The organism is Streptomyces sp. NBC_00091, assembly GCF_026343185.1.
Lineage (GTDB): Bacteria > Actinomycetota > Actinomycetes > Streptomycetales > Streptomycetaceae > Streptomyces.
The window spans coordinates 1118451-1136136 of the sequence record NZ_JAPEMA010000001.1 but is presented as its reverse complement, the minus strand read 5'-3'; the positions used below and the strand labels follow the sequence as shown (position 1 = coordinate 1136136).

The 17686-nt window shown below is 70.8% G+C and carries 16 protein-coding genes and 1 pseudogene; 7 read left to right on the top strand and 10 right to left on the bottom strand.

Going from position 1 to position 17686, the window contains the following annotated elements; all coding sequences use genetic code 11:
* Positions 1–52: 52 nt before the first annotated feature.
* The 4 genes from OOK34_RS04770 to scy form a co-directional block, all read right to left on the bottom strand.
* Entirely contained in the window at positions 53–829 is a 777-nt protein-coding gene (locus OOK34_RS04770) for an ABC transporter permease subunit (RefSeq protein ID WP_267036625.1), read from the bottom strand.
* 2 nt (positions 830–831) lie between these two features.
* Entirely contained in the window at positions 832–1827 is a 996-nt protein-coding gene (locus OOK34_RS04765) for an ABC transporter ATP-binding protein (protein ID WP_267032605.1), read from the bottom strand.
* A 113-nt stretch (positions 1828–1940) separates the two neighbouring features.
* The gene (locus OOK34_RS04760; RefSeq protein ID WP_267032604.1) at positions 1941–2879 is read right to left on the bottom strand and encodes a cellulose-binding protein; all 939 of its coding nucleotides are present in this window, start codon (positions 2877–2879) and stop codon (positions 1941–1943) included.
* Positions 2880–3073: 194 nt separating this feature from the next.
* Positions 3074–7510: a polarized growth protein Scy gene (gene scy / locus OOK34_RS04755; RefSeq protein ID WP_267032603.1), complete on the bottom strand. Its 4437-nt coding sequence runs from the start codon at positions 7508–7510 to the stop codon at positions 3074–3076.
* A gap of 301 nt (positions 7511–7811) precedes the next feature.
* Here scy and OOK34_RS04750 point away from each other — a divergent pair, with 301 nt between their 5' ends.
* A complete protein-coding gene (locus OOK34_RS04750; RefSeq protein ID WP_323183395.1) occupies positions 7812–8036 on the top strand; it encodes a hypothetical protein in 225 nt (74 codons plus the stop codon).
* A gap of 116 nt (positions 8037–8152) precedes the next feature.
* Here OOK34_RS04750 and mce read toward each other — a convergent pair whose 3' ends face one another.
* On the bottom strand, positions 8153–8590 hold the full coding sequence (mce, locus tag OOK34_RS04745; RefSeq protein ID WP_267032602.1) for a methylmalonyl-CoA epimerase: 438 nt from the start codon (positions 8588–8590) through the stop codon (positions 8153–8155).
* 137 nt (positions 8591–8727) lie between these two features.
* Here mce and OOK34_RS04740 point away from each other — a divergent pair, with 137 nt between their 5' ends.
* Together OOK34_RS04740 and meaB are read left to right on the top strand one after the other, a co-directional pair.
* Positions 8728–9930, top strand: a complete 1203-nt coding sequence (locus tag OOK34_RS04740; RefSeq protein ID WP_267032601.1) for an acetyl-CoA C-acetyltransferase — start codon at positions 8728–8730, stop codon at positions 9928–9930.
* Between the two features lie 8 nt (positions 9931–9938).
* The gene (gene meaB, locus OOK34_RS04735; RefSeq protein ID WP_267032600.1) at positions 9939–10901 is read left to right on the top strand and encodes a methylmalonyl Co-A mutase-associated GTPase MeaB; all 963 of its coding nucleotides are present in this window, start codon (positions 9939–9941) and stop codon (positions 10899–10901) included.
* A 64-nt stretch (positions 10902–10965) separates the two neighbouring features.
* On the opposite strand, the gene OOK34_RS04730 is transcribed toward meaB, so the two are convergent.
* The 4 genes from OOK34_RS04730 to OOK34_RS04715 form a co-directional block, all read right to left on the bottom strand.
* Positions 10966–11442, bottom strand: a complete 477-nt coding sequence (locus OOK34_RS04730; RefSeq protein WP_267036624.1) for a MarR family winged helix-turn-helix transcriptional regulator — start codon at positions 11440–11442, stop codon at positions 10966–10968.
* Positions 11443–11527: 85 nt separating this feature from the next.
* Entirely contained in the window at positions 11528–12343 is an 816-nt protein-coding gene (locus tag OOK34_RS04725) for an AIM24 family protein (RefSeq protein WP_267036623.1), read from the bottom strand.
* Between the two features lie 14 nt (positions 12344–12357).
* On the bottom strand, positions 12358–13008 hold the full coding sequence (locus OOK34_RS04720; RefSeq protein WP_267032599.1) for an AIM24 family protein: 651 nt from the start codon (positions 13006–13008) through the stop codon (positions 12358–12360).
* The gene (locus OOK34_RS04715; RefSeq protein WP_267032598.1) at positions 13008–13646 is read right to left on the bottom strand and encodes an AIM24 family protein; all 639 of its coding nucleotides are present in this window, start codon (positions 13644–13646) and stop codon (positions 13008–13010) included. The genes OOK34_RS04720 and OOK34_RS04715 overlap by 1 nt, the downstream gene beginning before the upstream one ends.
* Before the next feature lie 160 nt (positions 13647–13806).
* Here OOK34_RS04715 and OOK34_RS04710 point away from each other — a divergent pair, with 160 nt between their 5' ends.
* Entirely contained in the window at positions 13807–14151 is a 345-nt protein-coding gene (locus OOK34_RS04710) for a DUF3817 domain-containing protein (protein WP_267032597.1), read from the top strand.
* Positions 14148–14285 (top strand): annotated as a pseudogene (locus OOK34_RS04705) (MTH1187 family thiamine-binding protein); the annotation flags it as partial. The gene OOK34_RS04710 and the pseudogene OOK34_RS04705, both read left to right, overlap by 4 nt.
* Before the next feature lie 322 nt (positions 14286–14607).
* Here the strand turns inward: OOK34_RS04705 and OOK34_RS04700 are convergent.
* Entirely contained in the window at positions 14608–14838 is a 231-nt protein-coding gene (locus OOK34_RS04700; RefSeq protein WP_267032596.1) for a hypothetical protein, read from the bottom strand.
* A gap of 321 nt (positions 14839–15159) precedes the next feature.
* Here OOK34_RS04700 and OOK34_RS04695 point away from each other — a divergent pair, with 321 nt between their 5' ends.
* Together OOK34_RS04695 and OOK34_RS04690 are read left to right on the top strand one after the other, a co-directional pair.
* Positions 15160–16266 carry a helix-turn-helix domain-containing protein gene (locus tag OOK34_RS04695; protein WP_267032595.1) on the top strand — a complete coding sequence of 369 codons (1107 nt, stop codon included), beginning with the start codon at positions 15160–15162 and terminating at the stop codon, positions 16264–16266.
* Between the two features lie 115 nt (positions 16267–16381).
* Complete coding sequence (locus OOK34_RS04690; protein WP_267032594.1) at positions 16382–17581, top strand: RNA-guided endonuclease TnpB family protein; 1200 nt, start codon at positions 16382–16384, stop codon at positions 17579–17581.
* Positions 17582–17686: the final 105 nt, after the last annotated feature.

The window sequence follows — 17686 nt, the reverse complement described above, 5'->3', positions numbered from 1 at the left end:
CGTAGTACGCGGGGCGTCCGTCACAGGAGGGACGCCCCGTCAGTTCAGTCCGTCACGCGTCGCGCTTCTTCAGGACGAGGTAGCCCCCCAGTACGGAGGCCAGCACCCACAGGGCCATGATCCCGAGACCGCCCCAGGGGCCGTAGGGCGCCTGGGCCTGGCTCAGGGCGTCCGGGACGGTCTCCATGATCTTGGAGCCGGCCTGGTCCGGGAAGTACTGGGCCACCTTCCGGGTCGTGTCGAAGGCGCCGAGGATCGTCGAGATCAGGAAGAAGAACGGCATCAGGATGCCGAGCGCCAGGATCGAGCTGCGCAGGAGGGTGGTCACACCCATCGAGAACAGCGCGATCAGGGCCATGTAGAGCCCGGCGCCGGTCACCGCGCGCAGGACGTTGTCCTCGCCGATGCCGATGCTGTGCTCGCCCAGGATCGCCTGGCCGAGGAAGAAGGACAGGAAGCTGGTGGCGAGGCCCACGGCCAGCGCCAGCGCGGTGGCGACGGTGAGCTTGCCGAAGAGGAAGCTCGCGCGCCGCGGCACGGCGGCCAGCGAGGTGCGGACCATCCCGGTGCTGTATTCGGTGCCGACCACCAGGACGCCGAAGACGATCATGGCGAGCTGGCCGAGGGACATCCCCGCGAAGCTGGTCATGGTCGGGTCGAAGGCGAGCTTCTCGGCGTCGGGCATCTCCTTGAAGCGGGAGGCGACGAAGAAGCAGAGCAGGGCGCTGAGCCCGACCGTGACGAGCAGGGCCGAGGCGAGGGTCCAGATGGTGGAGGCGACCGTGCGGATCTTGGTCCACTCGGACTTGAGGACGGCGGAGAAGGCCATGGTCACTCGCCGCCCTTGCGGGTGGCCTCGAAGCCGGCGCCCCAGGCGGGTGCCCCGGCCGGGCCCGCGGGTGCGGGGACGGGTGCCCCCGGCGCGTGGGCGTGGTATTCGACGGAGTCCGCCGTCATGCGCATGAACGCTTCCTCCAGTGAAGCCCGTTGCGGGCTGAGTTCGTGCAGCACGATCTGGTGCTGGGCGGCCAGCTCGCCGAGCCGCTCCGGTCCGACGCCGTCGATCTCCAGGGTGCCGGTGGCGGGCACGCTGATCGCGTTGATCCCGGCCTCGTGCAGGACGTCCTTGAGCCGTTCCTGCTGCGGCGAGCGCAGCCGTACGTAACTGCGGGAGTTCTGCTGGATGAAATCGGACATCGACAAGTCGGCAAGGAGCTTTCCCTGTCCGATGACCACCAAATGATCTGCGGTCAGGGCCATTTCACTCATCAGGTGGGAGGAGACGAAGATCGTTCTCCCCTCCGACGCCAGCCCCTTCATAAGATTGCGGATCCAGAGAATTCCCTCGGGATCAAGGCCGTTGACGGGTTCGTCGAACATCAGGATCTCCGGATCGCCGAGCAGGGCGGCGGCGATTCCCAGCCGCTGGCCCATACCGAGCGAAAATCCTTTCGACTTCTTCTTGGCCACGGCCGTCAGGCCGACAAGATCCAGAACCTCGGCCACCCGTCGCTCCGGGATCCGGTTCGACTGGGCCAGGCACAGCAGGTTGTTGTACGCGCTGCGACCGCCGTGCATGGCTTTCGCGTCCAGCAGCGCTCCGATGTACTTCAGCGGCTCCGGCAGGTCCCGGTAGTGCTTCCCGTCGATCCGGACCGTACCGCTGGTCGGGTTGTCGAGGTCGAGCATCATGCGCATGGTCGTGGACTTCCCCGCCCCGTTGGGGCCGAGGAAGCCGGTCACCACCCCCGGTCTGACCTGGAAGCTGAGGTTGTCCACGGCGGTCTTCGCGCCGAATCGTTTCGTAAGGCCCTCAAGCTCGATCATGCGGCCACGCTAGAACGGCCAAGGGCCGTACGCCACCTCAGAAAGGTGACGTACGGCCCCTGATGTGCCGATTTCGCTACCGGCGAGTAGACGGCGGCGTGCGCGGGAGCGTACTAGCGGCTCTGCTGGGCCGGGACGCCCCGGGTCACCGGCTCGTCGTCGATCGGGGAGCCGGCGGCCGCCACGGCCGCGCCCGTCAGCGTCGCCAGCATCTCGCGGACGTTGGTCAGCTGCGCGTTGATGGAGTCGCGGCGGTTGGTCAGCGCCGCCAGCTCGCGCTCCGACTCGCTGCGGATCCGGTCGGCCTTGGCGTTGGCGTCGGCGACGATGTCCTCGGCCTGGCGCTGCGCGGTCTCCACCGTCTGGCGCGCCCGGCGCTCGGCGTCCGTACGCAGCTTCTCGGCCTCCAGGCGCAGCTGCTCGGCGCGGTGCTCGATCTCCGCGAGGCGCTTCTCGGCCTTCTGCTGACGCGAGGCCAGGTCGCGCTCGGACTGCTCGCGGCGCTTGGCCAGGTTGGTCTCGAAGTCCGCGGCGGCCTGGGCGGCCTTGGCGCGGGTCTCCTCGAAGAGGGCGTCGGCCTCCTCGCGCTTGGAGGCCGCGTCCTTCTGGGCCTCGGCGCGCAGGGTCGACGCGTCGCCCTTGGCCTTCTCGACGATGCGGACGCCCTCGTCCTCCGCCTTCGACTTGCGGTCGGCGGCGAACGACTCGGCGTCGTTGCGCACCTGCTGGGCAGCGGACTCGGCCAGCTCACGGTGCTGCTCGGCCGCGCGACGGGCCTCCTCGCGCAGGTCCTTCGCCTCCTCCTCGGCCAGCCGCAGGATCTTCTCGACCCGGGCGCCGAGGCCGGCGTACGACGGCTCCGCGTCGCTCACCTGGGCCTGGGCGTTCTGCGTTTCGAGGTGCAGCTCCTCGATCCGCTTTTCCAGAGAGTTGATACGTCCAAGGGCGCTGTCGCGGTCGGAGACCAGCTTGGTAATGCGGTCGTCCACCTGACCGCGGTCGTAACCACGCCGCACGAGCTCGAAGCCGAAGGGGGAGGAAGTGTCGCTCATGGGGTTCCTGTCGAATGAGACCGATGAGGTGCTACGTGAGGTGTTAAGGGGAATCCTAGGCGCCCCGGCGGCGTGGCATCGAGTCAATCCGGGTTTGCCCTGGACAATGACACCCCTTTTGAGTGGCAAGGCGACGGAATGCTTGTCACTCCTTCGCCTGACCTCCTTCAGAAGCACACATCCCGTGTTCCTGACTACCCCTCTGACGCCTTACCACCCGAACGAGTGGAACCCGCTGTTGCTCCGGCCTTCACGCCCCCCGCGCCCTGGCCACCCAAAGCGGGCTTTCCGCCACCCGAAGGTGCCTCGAATGATTCCAACGCCTCAAGAACGTCCTGGACACGGGAGATCTCCGCCTGAATGTCCTCGCGCCTGCGCACCAGGACCTCCAGCTCACGACGGCCCTCGTCGACCAGCCGCTCCGCCTCCGCCTTCGCCTCCGCCAGGGCGGCCTCGGCCTGCCGGGCCAGCTCCGCCTTCTTCTGCTCGGCCTCCTTGAGCAGCGCCTCGGCCTTGCGCACGGCCGCGATGCGGACCTTGCTCGCCTCGCTGCTCGCGTCCGACACCAGCTCCTTGGCCTTCGCCTCGGCCTCGACGCTCTGCTCGGTCGCCGCCCGGACCAGCTTGTCCACGCGCTCGCCGGCCGACTTCATCTGCTCGGCCGACTCCCGGCGGGCACGCTCGTGCAGCTCCTCGACCTCGGACTCGACGCGCCCGCGCAGCTCCTCCGCCCGCTCCCTTATGGCGGCGGCGTCCGTGCGCGCCCCGACCAGCAGCTCGTCGGCGTCCGTCCGTGCCTTCTCCACCGTGGAGTTGCCCTCGACGGTCGCCTCCGACGTGATGCGCGCCGCCTCCTTGCGGGCCGCGTCGACCATCGCGTCGGCCTGCTCCTCGGCCGCCGTCGTGGCGGCCAGCGCCTGCCGGCCCGCGTCCGAGGTCAGCTTGTCGGCCTCCGCCGAAGCCTCCGTGATGAGCCGGTCCACCTGCTCCGCGGCCTCGCTGCGGCGCTTGTTGGCCTCCTCGCGGGCCTCGTCCAGCAGCCGCTCGGACTCCGTACGGGTCTCCGTGCGGGTGCGCTCCGCCTCGGAGGCCGCCTCCGCCTTGACCCGCTCCGCCTCGGACCGGGTGCGCGTCGCGTGCTCCTGCGCCGAGGACAGCGCCTCGGCCGCCTCCGCACGCAGCCGCTCGGCCTCCGTGGCCGCCTCGCCGACCGTGCGCTCGTTGTCCTTGCGGGTCTGCTCGGTGAGCTTCTCCGCCTCGGACACCGCCTCGGTGATGAGCCGGTCCGCCTGCTCGGCGGCGTCGGTACGCAGCCGGTTGCCCTCGGCGCGCGCCTCGTCCAGGGCCTGCTCGGCGTCCCGCTCGGCACCCGCCAGGGTCTCGTTCGCCGCGGTCGTGACCCGCTCCGCCTCCGCGGTGGCCTCGCCGATGATCCGGCCGCCCTCCGCGCGGGCCTCGTCCAGGGTCCGCGCCGCCTCGGTACGCAGCCGCTCGGCCTCCGCCGCGGCCTCCGCGCGCAGCCGCTCGGCCTCCGCCACCGCCTCCGCGACCGTCAGCTCGTTGGCCGCGCGGGTCTCCTCGACGAGCCGGTCGCCCTCGGCACGCGAGTCGACCAGCACCTTCGCCGAATCCCGCTCGGCCGCCGCCAGCACCGCCGCCGCCTGCGCCGTCAGCCGCTCCGCCTCCGACGCGGCCTCCGTGACGAGCCGGTCCGCCTGCTCGGCGGCCTCGGTACGCAGCCGGTTGCCCTCGGCGCGCGCCTCGTCCAGGGTGCCCGCGGCCTCCGCGCGGGTGGCCTCGGCCGCCTCCAGCGCCTCGGCGGCCAGCCGCTCGGCCTCCGCCTCCGCCTCGGCCACGATCCGGCTGCCCTCGCCGCGCGAGGCCTCCAGGGACTCCGCCGCCTCGCCGCGGATCCGGTTCGCGTCGTCACGGGCGTCCGCCCGGGTCCGCGCCGCGTCGCGCTCGGACGCCGCCAGGGCGTCCGTCGCCTCCGTGCGCACCCGCTGCGCGTACTCGGCCGTGTCGGCGCGCAGCTGCTCGGCCTCGGCGATCGCGTCGCCGACCGTGCGCTCCGCCAGCGCCTTCGCCGCGTCCGTCTCGATCCGGGCCTCGCTGCGCACCCGCGCCGCGTCCTCGCCGGCCCGCTCGCGCTCCGCGTGGGCGTCGGCGCGGACCCGGTCCGCCTCCTCCTCCGCCTCGGTCCGCGTACGCTCCGCCGAGTGCTCCGCCGCGCTGCGCAGCCCGGCGACCTCCTCCTCGGCCTGCTCGTGCAGCCCGGCCACGGAGTCGCGTACCTGCTGCGCGGTGGCCTCGGCCGCCGCGACCAGCTCCGCCGCGCGGCGCTCCGCCTCCTCGGTCAGGCGGGCCGCCTCGGCCTGCGCCTCCTCCGAGCGCTTGCGGGCCTGCGCCAGCAGCTCCTCGTTCTGCTCACGGGCCTGCGCCCGCTCGTTGCCCGCGTCCGTCCGCGCCGCCGACAGGGTCTCCTCGGCCTCCCGGCGACGCCGGGCGGCCTCCTCCTGAGCGGCGGCCAGCGCCTCCGCGGCCTCCGATGCGACCCGCTCGGCCGCCGCCTTCGCCTCGGCGCGCAGCCGGTCCGCGGTCTCCTGCGCCTCACTGCGCAGCCGCTCCGACTCGGCCTCCGCCTCCGCGCGCAGCCGTACGGAAACCAGCTCGGCCTCCGCGCGGACCCGGCCCGCGTCCTGCGCGGCCTCCGAGCGCAGCTGGTCGGCCTCCGCCTCCGACTGGGCCTGGAGGGTACGGATCCGCTCCGCCGACTCGGCCCGCAGCCGGTCGTTCTCCTCGGTGGTCTCCTTGCGGATGTTCTCCGCCGCCAGCCGGGACTCGCGCAGCGTCTGCTCGGCCGACGTCAGCCGGGCCTCGGCGTCCGACTGGAGCCGGACCAGCTCCGCGTCGGCCTCCGCCCGCTTCGCCGCCAGGGCCTGCTCGGTCTCCTCGCGCCGCGCCCGCGCCGCCGCGTCAGCCTCGGCGGCCAGCGCCTCGGCCTGCTCCTCGGCCTCCGCGCGCAGCCGCTCGGCCTCCGCGCGGGTGCGCTCCAGGGTCTCCTCCGCCTGCCGGCGCAGGGTGGTGGCCCGCTCCACGGCCTCGGCGCGGACCCGCTCGCTCTCGGCGGTGGCGCCGCCGCGCAGCTCGTCCGCGTCCGACTTGGCCTTGCCCAGCAGCTCCTCGGCGGTCCGGGCCGCCTCCTCGATCTGCTGCACCGCCTCGCGACGGGCCTCCCCGCGGATCCGCTCGCCCTCGGCGACGGCCTCCGCGCGCAGCTGCTCGGCCTCGCCGCGCAGCCGCCGCGCCTCCTCCTGGAGTTCGACGGTGCGGGCCCGGTACTCCTCGGTGTCGTCCTTCGCCGCGCCCTTGAGCTCATCGGCCGTGGCCGCCGCCTGGGCACGCAGCCGCTCCGACTCGGCCTCCGCCTCGCGGCGGATCCGCTCGGCCTCCTCGGAGGCGGCGCGGGTCGTCGCCCGCGCGTCCTCCGAGGCCTTGTTCAGTACGTCCTCCGCGGTGCGGGCCGCCTTCGCCAGCTGCGCCGCCGTGTCCTCGGCGGCGGCCGTACGGGCCCGCTCGCCGGCCTCCGTACGCAGCCGCTCCGCCTCGGCGCGGGCATCGGCCAGCGACTGTTCGGCCTCGGCCTTGAGGACCTCGGCCTCCTTCGTGGCCTCGCCGACCAGCCGGGCGACCTGCTCCTTCGCGGTGCGGGTGCGCTGCTCGTTGACGGACTCCGCCGAGGCGAGCTGCCGGGCGGCGCTCTCCTTGGCCTCCGCGAGCAGGGTCTCCGCCTCCGCCCGGGCCGCGCGCAGCGCCCCGTCGGCCTCCTGGACCCGCGCCTCGGCCACCCGGCCGAGGTCCATGGTCTGCTGCCGGGTCTGCTCGGCCTCGGCGGTGGTGGTGCTGCGGATCCGCTCCGCGTGCTCGGTGGCCTCCTGGGCCTGCGTGGAGGCGGCGCCCAGCAGCCGCTCGGCCTCCTTGCGGGCGCGCAGCAGCGTGGCCTCGGCCTCGGTGCGCGCGGCCTCCGCGTCGGCGGCGAGCCGGCGGCGGGCCTCCTCGGCGGTCCGGGCGGCCTCGGCGCGGGCGGCGTTCAGCGCCTGCTCGGCCTCGGCGCGGGACTCCTCCATGAGCCGCCGGGCCTGGGACTCCGTACGGGCGCGCAGCTGCTCGGCCCAGGCGACGTTCTCGTTGACGTGCGCCTCGACCGTCTGGCGGCGCTCGTTGAGCTCCTGGTCCAGGCGCTGGCGCCGGTTGACCGCCTCGGAGTGCAGCTCGGCCTGGAGGCGCGCCTGGTGCTCGGCGTGCTCCTGCAGGATCCGCTGGGTCTGCGCCCGGGCGTCGCGCAGCTCGCGCTCGGCGTCGGAGCGCATCTGGTCGGCCTGGACCTGGGCGTTGCGCAGCAGCTGCTCCGCCTGGTAGCCCATGTCCGCGCCGTCGTAGGCAGGGCGGGACGCGAGATTGCGGCGTACCTCATGGAGCTTGGCGCGCAGCACCTCGACCTGGTACCCCAGGTCCTCGGCGTGCTGGACGGCCTTCCCGCGCTCCTTCTTCAGCCGCTCCATCTCGGCCTCGAAGCGCGAGAGATGGTCGGCCTCGGCCTGATGGCTCTCCTGGCTTTCGTAGCCCCGCACAGCGCGGTCCCATCCGTCCCCTGGTCGCAAGCTCACTCCCAAATGAGCATCGCTCGCCCGCTGAACGACGCCCCCAGCGAATGGTGTCAGATGTCGGGGCAGGGCTTGCAGGCCCCGACCCCGTTCCGCACCGAACCCCGGCCGAGCCATGGCCACTCTACCGGCCGGGGAATGGGGACATCAGTGCGCTGTTGCGCAGGCGCTCCGGATCGACTCGGCAGGCAATGCCCTCGCCCGGCCCCGGCGCCGGGTTTACGGTGTTCGAATGTGCGCCTCAACCGGGACACGTAGCGTCGTTGACGTGAAGCTCGTGGTGCAGGTCAAGCTGTTGCCGACGCCCTCGCAGGCGGAGGCACTCGAGGTGACCCTGCATGCCTGCAACGCGGCAGCCTCGTGGGTCGGCACGGTGACCTTCGAGCGGGGGGTCTACCGGAACTTCACGTTACATCGGCACACGTATGCCGAGGTCAAGGCCGAGTGGGGGCTGGGCGCCCAGGCCGCGCAGCATGTGATCAAGAAGACCTGAGACGCCTATACGACCCTGAGGGCGAACCTACGGGCCGGCCACCTCGGCAGGCCCGGGTGGCCGGACGCGGACGGCACACCACCGCCAGTGGTGTGCCGTAACGCAAGCCGACCGCTTTAGTGGTCGGCGCTCTGAGGGTTGCTCGTGACCAGTTCGGTCAGGACTCCGTGGCAGTCCTTGGGGTGGAGGAAGGTGATCCGGGAGCCCATGGAGCCGGTGCGGGGCTCGTCGTAGAGGACCCGGACGCCCTTGCCGCGGATGGCCTCCGCGTCGCCGTCCACGTCCGCCGTGCCGAAGGCGATGTGGTGCACGCCCTCGCCGTTCTTGGCCAGCCACTTGCCCACCGCGGAGTCCTCGCGGGTGGGCTCCAGGAGCTGGAGGTACGAGGCGCCGCCGTCGGAGGTCTCGTTGATCTTGAGCATGGCCTCGCGGACGCCCTGCTCCTCGTTGACCTCGGTGTGGAACACCTCGAACCCGTACGTGGCACGGTAGAACTCGACGGTCTTGTCCAGGTCGAAGCAGGCGATCCCGATGTGGTCGATTCTTGTCAGCATGGGACCAGTGCACCGCCGAGGAGCGTGGTTACGCAACGTGCCAGCGATCACACCGACTGCCCGATGACTGCGCGGGTACCGCTCAGTACATTCGGGTAAACCCTCGTTCACTCCTCATCCTCAAGGGGCTGTGCCTCATGTCCGGAACGAACAACACCACCTCAGTGATCGTCGCCGGGGCCCGCACGCCCATGGGGCGGCTGCTCGGCTCGCTGAAGTCCTTCTCGGGTGCCGACCTCGGCGGCTTCGCCATCAAGTCCGCCCTGGAGCGGGCCGGGATCTCCGGCGACCAGGTCCAGTACGTGATCATGGGCCAGGTGCTCCAGGCCGGCGCGGGCCAGATTCCCGCCCGCCAGGCCGCCGTCAAGGCTGGCATCCCCATGAACGTGCCCGCGCTCACCATCAACAAGGTGTGTCTGTCGGGCCTGGACGCCATCGCGCTCGCCGACCAGCTCATCCGCGCCGGGGAGTTCGACATCGTGGTCGCGGGCGGCCAGGAGTCGATGACCAACGCACCGCACCTGCTGCCGAAGTCCCGCGAGGGCTACAAGTACGGCGCGATCGAGATGCTCGACGCGATGGCCCACGACGGCCTCACCGACGCCTTTGAAGGCATCCCGATGGGCCTGTCCACCGAGACGCACAACACCCGCCTGGGCATCGAGCGCGCCCCGCAGGACGAGTTCGCCGCCGCCTCCCACCAGCGGGCCGCCGCCGCGCAGAAGAACGGCGTCTTCGAGGCCGAGATCACCCCGGTCGAGATCCCGCAGCGCAAGGGCGACCCGGTCATCTTCTCCGCCGACGAGGGCATCCGCCCCGAGACCACGGCCGAGTCCCTGGGCAAGCTGCGCCCGGCGTTCACCCGGGACGGCACGATCACGGCCGGCACCTCCTCCCAGATCAGCGACGGCGCCGCCGCCGTGGTCGTGATGAGCAAGGCCAAGGCCGAGGAGCTGGGCCTGGAGTGGCTCGCCGAGATCGGCGCCCACGGCAACGTGGCCGGCCCCGACAACTCGCTCCAGTCGCAGCCTTCGAACGCGATCCTGCACGCCCTGAAGAAGGACGGCCTGGAGGTCTCCGACCTGGACCTCATCGAGATCAACGAGGCCTTCGCGGCGGTCGCCGTGCAGTCAATGAAGGACCTCGGCGTGACCCCGGAAAAGGTGAACGTCAACGGCGGGGCCATTGCCCTGGGCCACCCGATCGGCATGTCCGGTGCCCGCGTGGTGCTGCACCTGGCGCTCGAGCTCAAGCGCCGCGGCGGCGGGACCGGCGCGGCCGCCCTCTGCGGCGGCGGCGGCCAGGGCGACGCCCTCGTGATCCGCGTCCCGAAGGCGTAGGTGCCCGTATGGCGACGGTGGACGTCCCCACGCTGGTGGCACAGGCCCGCGAGGGCCGGCCGCGGGCCGTGGCCCGGCTGATCTCACTGGTCGAGGGGGCGTCCCCGCAACTGCGCGAGGTGATGGCCGCCCTGGCCCCGCTGACCGGCGGCGCGTACGTGGTCGGGCTGACCGGCTCCCCGGGCGTCGGCAAGTCGACCTCGACCTCGGCCCTGGTCAGCGCCTACCGCAAGGCGGGCAAGCGGGTCGGCGTGCTCGCGGTGGACCCGTCCTCGCCCTTCTCGGGCGGGGCGCTGCTCGGCGACCGGGTCCGGATGTCGGACCACGCCTCCGACCCCGGGGTCTACATCCGCTCCATGGCCACCCGGGGGCACCTCGGGGGCCTGGCCTGGGCGGCTCCGCAGGCGATCCGGGTGCTGGACGCGGCCGGCTGCGAGGTGATCCTGGTCGAGACGGTCGGGGTCGGGCAGTCGGAGGTGGAGATCGCCTCGCAGGCCGACACCTCGGTGGTGCTGCTGGCCCCGGGGATGGGCGACGGGATCCAGGCCGCGAAGGCCGGGATCCTGGAGATCGGCGACGTGTACGTGGTGAACAAGGCGGACCGGGACGGCGCGGACGCGACCGCCCGTGAGCTGAACCACATGCTGGGCCTGGGCGAGACCCGGGGGCCCGGTGACTGGAGGCCGCCGATCGTGAAGACGGTCGCGGCCCGCGGGCAGGGCATCGACGAGCTGGTCGAGGCGCTGGAGAAGCACCGCGCGTGGATGGACGAGCGCGGGGTGCTGGCCGAGCGGAGGGCGGGCCGGGCGGCGCGGGAGGTCGAGACGATCGCGATCACCGCGCTGCGTGGGCGTCTGGCCGATGTGCACGGGGACCGGCACCTGGGGGCGCTGGCCGCCAGGGTGGCCGTGGGCGAGCTGGACCCGTACGCGGCCGCCGACGAGCTGTTGGCGACGCTGACCGAGGGCTGATTCCGGCGCGAACGCGAAAGGGCGGGGAGCCGGTGCTCCCCGCCCTTTCCGCGCTACTGGTCGTTCAGATCTTGCCGCGGTTGCCGCGCAGGTGCTCCGCGACGGGGCGCAGCGATTCGCGCAGCGCCTGCAGGGCCTCCGGCGGCAGCAGGTCGATGAAGTGCTCCCGGACGGACGCCACGTGGTGCGGGGCGACCTTGCGCATGGTGTCCATGCCCTCGTCCGTGAGGACCGCGTACAGGCCGCGGCGGTCGGACTCGCAGTTCACCCGCCGGACCAGGCCCGCGGTCTCCATGCGGGTGATCTGGTGGGAGAGCCGGCTCTTGGACTGGAGTGTGGCGGTGGCCAGGTCGCTCATGCGCATCCGGAGGCCTTCCGACTCCGAGAGGTTCACGAGGATCTCGTAGTCGTTGTTGGTGAGTCCGAAGGGCTGGAGATCCTTTTCCAGCTGGTGCATCAGCAGTCTGCTGACGTCCAGGTGGGTGCGCCAGGCGCACTGTTCGGCGTCGGTGAGCCAGCGAGTGGCCGTCTCGGTCTCCATCGTCTCCATGAAAGAACTCTACCTAAGAAGTTGAATTACGTACAAAAATAGGAAGATCGGCCCGGTCCCCGCAGGTCAGGGGGCCTCACAGACCGAACCGCCGCTGGAGATCGCCGAGCTGCCCCGGCATCCGCGGTACGCCCAGCTGCCCCAGCGGACCCTGGCCGGCCCCCGGAACGCCCTGGGCGTTGCCCGTGGCCGCCCCGGCGCCCACCGCGCCGACCGCATGCTCCGCCATCAGCAGCTCGGTCGACTGCAGCAGTACCGTCCCCGCGCCGACGAACTCGAACTGGTGCTCCTCGCCCGAGGTGCCGCCGATGCCGGTCAGCGAGCGCAGCCCGCCGATCACGCCGGACATGTAGCCGTGGTCGTAGTGGTGGCAGGGGGACGGGCAGTCCGCCCAGCCCACCAGCGCCTGCGGGTCCACGCGCAGCGGCGGCTCCATGAAGACCACCGGTCCGTTGGACGCCGCCACGAACTTCCCGGTTCCGATCAGGGTCAGGAAGCCCGGGACGATCGACTGCTTGAGGGCCAGCGTGGGCTCGTAGGCGAGCAGGTTCCCCGACCGGATGGTCAGGTTTCCATTATCCAGGTCGTACGAGTTCACGTCGAAGGCCCGGTCGGCCAGCAGCATCTTGCCCTGCCCCTCGGCCACCACCCAGTCGCTGGCGTGCAGCGGCGAGTGGAAGCTGGTGCGCAGCAGGCGGTCGAAGCGGCCGTTGCCGATGCCGTTGAACTCGATGCGCCCGTAGTAGGCGATCATCTTGCCCTTCTGCAGGAACCACTGGCTCCCCTTGAGCTCCACGCAGAAGGTGTACGCGTTCACGTTGTCGTCGGAGGGCAGGCTGTACGGGTCGAAGACGGTCGGGCCGCCCGGCCCGCCCGGCGCGGCGCCGCCCATCGGGGGTCCAAAGGTCACAGCTTCTCCTCCGAGGCCTGTACGAAGACGGCTCCCTGGCCGGACAGCTCCAGCTGGAACGCCTCGCCCGAGCCGCGCCCCACCATGTCGCGCCAGCCGAGCGCGGTGGAGAGCTTGTTCCTGACGTCCCCGTGGTGGGCCACGTACGCCTGCGGGTCGACGTGGACCGGCCGGTTCGGGGTGATGGGGAGCTCGATGACTCCGCCGTGGGCCATCACGGCGACCGAGCCGTGGCCCTTGAGGGTGGTGGTGAAGAGGCCCTGGCCGGTGACCTGGCCGCGCACCATGCCCATGACACCGCCCTGCGAGCCCATGAACATGGTGCCCTGCTGGAGGGTGCCGTCGAAGGCGAGCAGCCGGTCGGCCTCCACGTAGAGGGTCTCGCCGGAGAGGCTGATCACCTGGATGTGGTGGCCGCCGTGGCCGAACATCACGGTGCCGCTGCCCTCGACCGTCATCAGCGGGGTCTGCTCGTTCGCCACGCGGCGCCCGACCATGCCCATGACCCCGCCCTGGCCGCCGGTGATGCTCGGGGTGAAGGAGACCTCGCCGCGGTAGGCGAGCATCGCCCCGCGCTGGCTGTACATCTTCTGCCCGGGGACCACCTGGGCCTCGATCATCTTCGAGTTGATCTCGCGGAACGGCATCAGACGTCACCCCCGACGGTGTTGCGCTCGCTGGGCTGTACGTACACCAGGCCCTCGCCCTCGAAGCGGATCTGGAAGGCCTCGCCGGAACCCTCGCCGATCAGGGTGCGGAAGTTGATCCCCGACTGGAAGGACTGCTGGAGGTTACCGGTGTGGGCGATGTACGCCCCCGGGTCGACGGAGAGCGGGTACTGGGCGCTGACGCGCAGCACCACCGCCGGGCCGTCGGACATGATCGCCGCCTGGCCGGAGCCCTCGACGGTCGTGGTGAAGAGCCCGTTGCCCGTCGTGGCACCGCGCAGACCGGTGAAGGTCGTGCCGGTGCGCAGGGCGGCGTCGGTGCACAGCAGGTTGCTGGACTCGACGTAGAGCTTCTCGCCGCGCAGATTGACCAGGTTGATCTCGCTGGCGCGGTCCGCGAAGTAGCAGGTGCCGTGTCCCTGTACCTCCATCACGGTCATCTGTTCGCCGGTCAGCCGGCGGGTCACCATTCCGCGGAGGCCTTCGCCACCGCCGGTCATCTTCTTGAAGGCCATCTGGCCGTCGTACGCGACCATGGCGCCGTTCTTCGCTTTCACGGCGTCACCGGTCAGGTCGACGGCGAGCACCTTGCTGCCTTGGAGTCTGAACTGAGCCACGGGGATGAAGGTATCGGCAGCGGGCGGGGCCGAACAGGGCCCTGTGGACGATATACGCCACATTCGGCGTGCTTGGGGGTTCCGGTGCCCCGCCGGAAGATTCCCAGGAGCGGCTGAGACACTGGGACGGACCCCTGGCCTCCAGCCCCGAAGGTTCCCCGTGGACATCAAGACCGCTTCCGCCCTGCACCGGCTGCGCCTCATCTCCGTTCCGGAGGCGCTGTCGTTCCCGGCCCTGCTGATCTTCGGCTCGCTGCTGAGCCGGGTATCGGACATCGACTACCTGATGATGCCGCTGGGGATCCTGCACGGGATCCTGTTCGTGATCTACGCGATCTTCCTGCTGGACGTCTGGAACAAGGCGAAGTGGCCGGTCAAGAAGGTCGCCCTGTTCTTCGTGCTCGCGCTGCTGCCCTTCGGCGGCCTGTACGGCGACAAGCTCCTCAAGCGCGACGAGACCGACAGCGTCATCGCCGCCCGCGCGCGCCAGGCGGCCGACGCGTGATCGTCGCGTTCTCGGTGACCCCGCTGGGGGTCGGCGAGGAGGTCGGCGAGTACGTGGCCGACGCGGTCCGCGTCGTACGCGAGTCCGGGCTGCCGAACCGCACCGACGCCATGTTCACCACCGTCGAGGGCGAAAGAGTACAGCTCTGAGGCCATAGCGGCACGCCCCGCTCACTGACGCGCGCAGCGACAGGGGGACGGGGCGGCTGATCAGTGTTCGCGCACCGTATCCGTCACGGACGCGGAGTCTCCGGGGTCCAGCGAGCCAGTTCGCAGTGCAGGCATTCACAGGGTGGGAACTCGACCCCGAACCCGTCCCAGTAGCCCTCACGGCGGAAGTGGGCCACGTCCACCGGGTCACGCACCGGGGGACGTACCAGCTCACCCGACCGGAACACCTTCGGTTCGCCGGCTGAGTCCCCGTTGATCACCTGGACCGTGATCCGGGCCCGGCCGGTCACCGGACACGCTCCACCACGGCGACTTCCGAGAACTCCCGCAGGAACGTCATGTGCCCCGTCCGCCCCGTGTGCTCAATGCACATGTCGGTGCAGACGTCCGCGTTGCCGGTCGGGGCGGCCGTCCACTGGCAGTCCGGGTTCAGGCAGCGTGCCGTGGCGGTCGTCTCCGCCGATGGGTGGCGGTGCATCACATAGTGGACGTAGCGCAGGACGGCTCGCACGGTCATGCCGCACCCCCGTCGCGGGAGTGGTTGCGCAGTTCGGTATGCAGCGACTCGGCAGCGCCCAGGTTGCCGACCGCTTCGGCCACCGCCAGGTCAGCGTCCAGCGCCCGGCACACCCCGCATTCATGGGCGGGAGGCTCCGACCCCTCTGGCCGGGTCGCTTCCTGTCGTGCTGCCGTCGCCATGCTGCACCTCCGTGTCACCCTCGGTGCGGGCATCGTTCCGCCACCGGGAGGCCCGGCCTAGTGTGATCCGTAGTGGCAACCGCCTCCCGAGCCCCGGAATCCCTCTGTCCAGTGGCATCCCTAGTAGCAAGATGGCCGCATGGACATCGGGGAGCTGATTCGGGATCTCCGCACGGCTCGTGGCTGGAGCCAGGGGCGGTTAGCTTCGGAGATCAACAAGGTTCACGGCACGACGCTGACCCGGGAGTACGTGAGCAACTGGGAGCGTTCCAAGGTCAGGCCAGGCCCGTTCTACCTGGCCGCGCTGTCCGCCGTGCTCGACGTTCCCCTAGCTGTCCTTGAAGGTGAAGTGGACCGACGAGAGTTCCTTACCGACGTGGCCGGGGCCGCCATAGCCCCTGTCGTCGCCTCCGATCTGATCAGCGCAGGATTCGCCGCCCGGTTGCGTGGCGGGCCGTCAGCGGATGAGTGGGAGGCCAAGCTCACGACGTACGGCACCCAGTACATGTCCATGGGTGCGGCGGACATCCAACGTCGCGTCTCCGGCGAACTCGTCACCGTGCAGCAGCAACTCGATGACCCACGGCTGTGGTCCGTCGCCTCCCGCCTGATGACGCTCTACGCCAAGACGTTCCCCGGGGCGGACGGCTCGAAGGCGGTGCACTGGTACCGGATGGCAGCGACGGCTGCTGACGAGTCCGGCAACGACGAAGCCCGCGTGTGGGTCCGGGGGCGTGCCGCTATCGCCCTGGGCTACGAGGGCGCGTCCCTCGGGGTTGCTGACGTACTGGCCGACCAAGCCATGGCGATATCGGACCGCCCCTCCCTCGGCCTCCTCAACGCCGTCATGGGCAAGGCGCACGCAGCGGCGATCCGAGGGGACCGCGAAACGGCGCTCCACCTGGCGGATCGGGGCCGGCGCATCTTCGACAAGGCGGGGTCGCACGAGCAGACCAGCGACTACGCCGTGCCCTGGTGGCGCGTGAACGTCTTCCTGTCTCTCCTCCTGGCCCGGCTGGGAGACGAACGGGGAGCCGTGGAAGCCCAGGAAGCCGCACGCCGGGAACTCCCCACAGAGCTGCCCCGCTTCGCGACGCACCTTGAGATGCACCGTGGGCTCATGCTCGCCCGGTCCGGAGACCCCTTGGGCGGAGCCGCCTACGCCCGGACGGCTCTGGACGCCCTGCCGCCGGAAAAGCACTCCCTCACGCTGCGGTTGCTCATGGCGGAGATCGAACAGACCTGACGGCCGATGACCGCGAAACCCGTACACGGGCAGGGCTGCCACCACGTGCCGATCGTACCTGGTCCATTCTGACCCGGAGTTGACGGCTCACACAATGCCTCACTAATTTGTGAGAGTGCCCACGACTCACGTGAAGCGGGCGTTTAAGTACCGCTTCTATCCGACGGATGCGCAGGCGGCCGAGCTGTCACGCACCTTCGGGTGCGTGCGGAAGGTCTACAACATGGCGCTCGCCGCGCGGACGGAAGCGTGGACGCGTCTGGAGCGCATCAACTACAACCAGACGTCGGCGATGCTCACGGCCTGGAAGAAGACCGAGGAGCTTGCCTACCTCAACGAGGTGTCTTCTGTTCCGCTCCAGCAGGTGCTCCGGCATTTGCAGACGGCGTTCGCCAATTTCTTCGGGAAGCGGGCGCAGTACCCGCGCTTCAAGTCGCGGAAGAAGTCAAGGCGATCTGCCGAGTACACGACCAGCGCGTTCAAGTGCCGCGACGGCAAGCTCACGCTCGCCAAGATGAAGGACCCGCTGGCGATCGTGTGGTCCCGGCCTCTGCCCGAGGGCGCGCAGCCGTCCACGGTGACCGTGTCCCAGGACAGTGCCGGACGCTGGTTCGTGTCCCTGTTGTGCGAGGACCCGACCGTCAAAGCGCTGCCGCCGGTGTCGGCGGCGGTCGGCATCGATGTGGGCCTGACGCACCTGGCGACGCTGTCGACCGGGGAGAAAATCACCAACCTCCGGCATGAGCGTCGTGACCGGGCCCGCCTCGCACTCGCTCAGCGGCGTCTGGCGAAGAAGGACAAGGGCGACGGCGCGAACCGGGCCAAGGCCCGGCGGAAGGTCGCGAAGATCCATGCCCGGATCGCCGACCGTCGCCGTGATCACCTGCACAAGCTGACCACCCGACTCGTGCGTGAAAACCAAACGCTCGTGATCGAGGACCTGACCGTGCGCAACATGGTCAAGAACCGGAGGCTGGCCCGCGCCATCAGCGACGCGGCGTGGACTGAGTTCCGGACGCTGCTGGAGTACAAGGCGCAGTGGTACGGCCGGACCGTGGTCGCGGTCGACCGCTGGTTCCCCTCCTCCCGGCTGTGCTCGAACTGCGGGGCTCTCGCTGGGAGGCTGCCGCTGAACGTCCGGACCTGGACGTGCGATGGCTGCGGGGTGACCCATGACCGGGACGCGAACGCAGCACAAACCCTTTTGGCCGCCGGGCTGGCGGTGACAGCCTGTGGAGCTGGTGTAAGACCTCAACGGAGAACTCCGGGCGGGCAGTCGGCCGTGAAGCAGGAAACCCCACGGCGCGAGCCGTAGGAACCCTCACCGTCAGGAGGGGGAGGAAGTCAACCTCAAGGCCGACATCCGGCCGGCCCGGCGTCACCGACGGCATCACCTCGAAGGTCGCCACGGTGGAGCGGC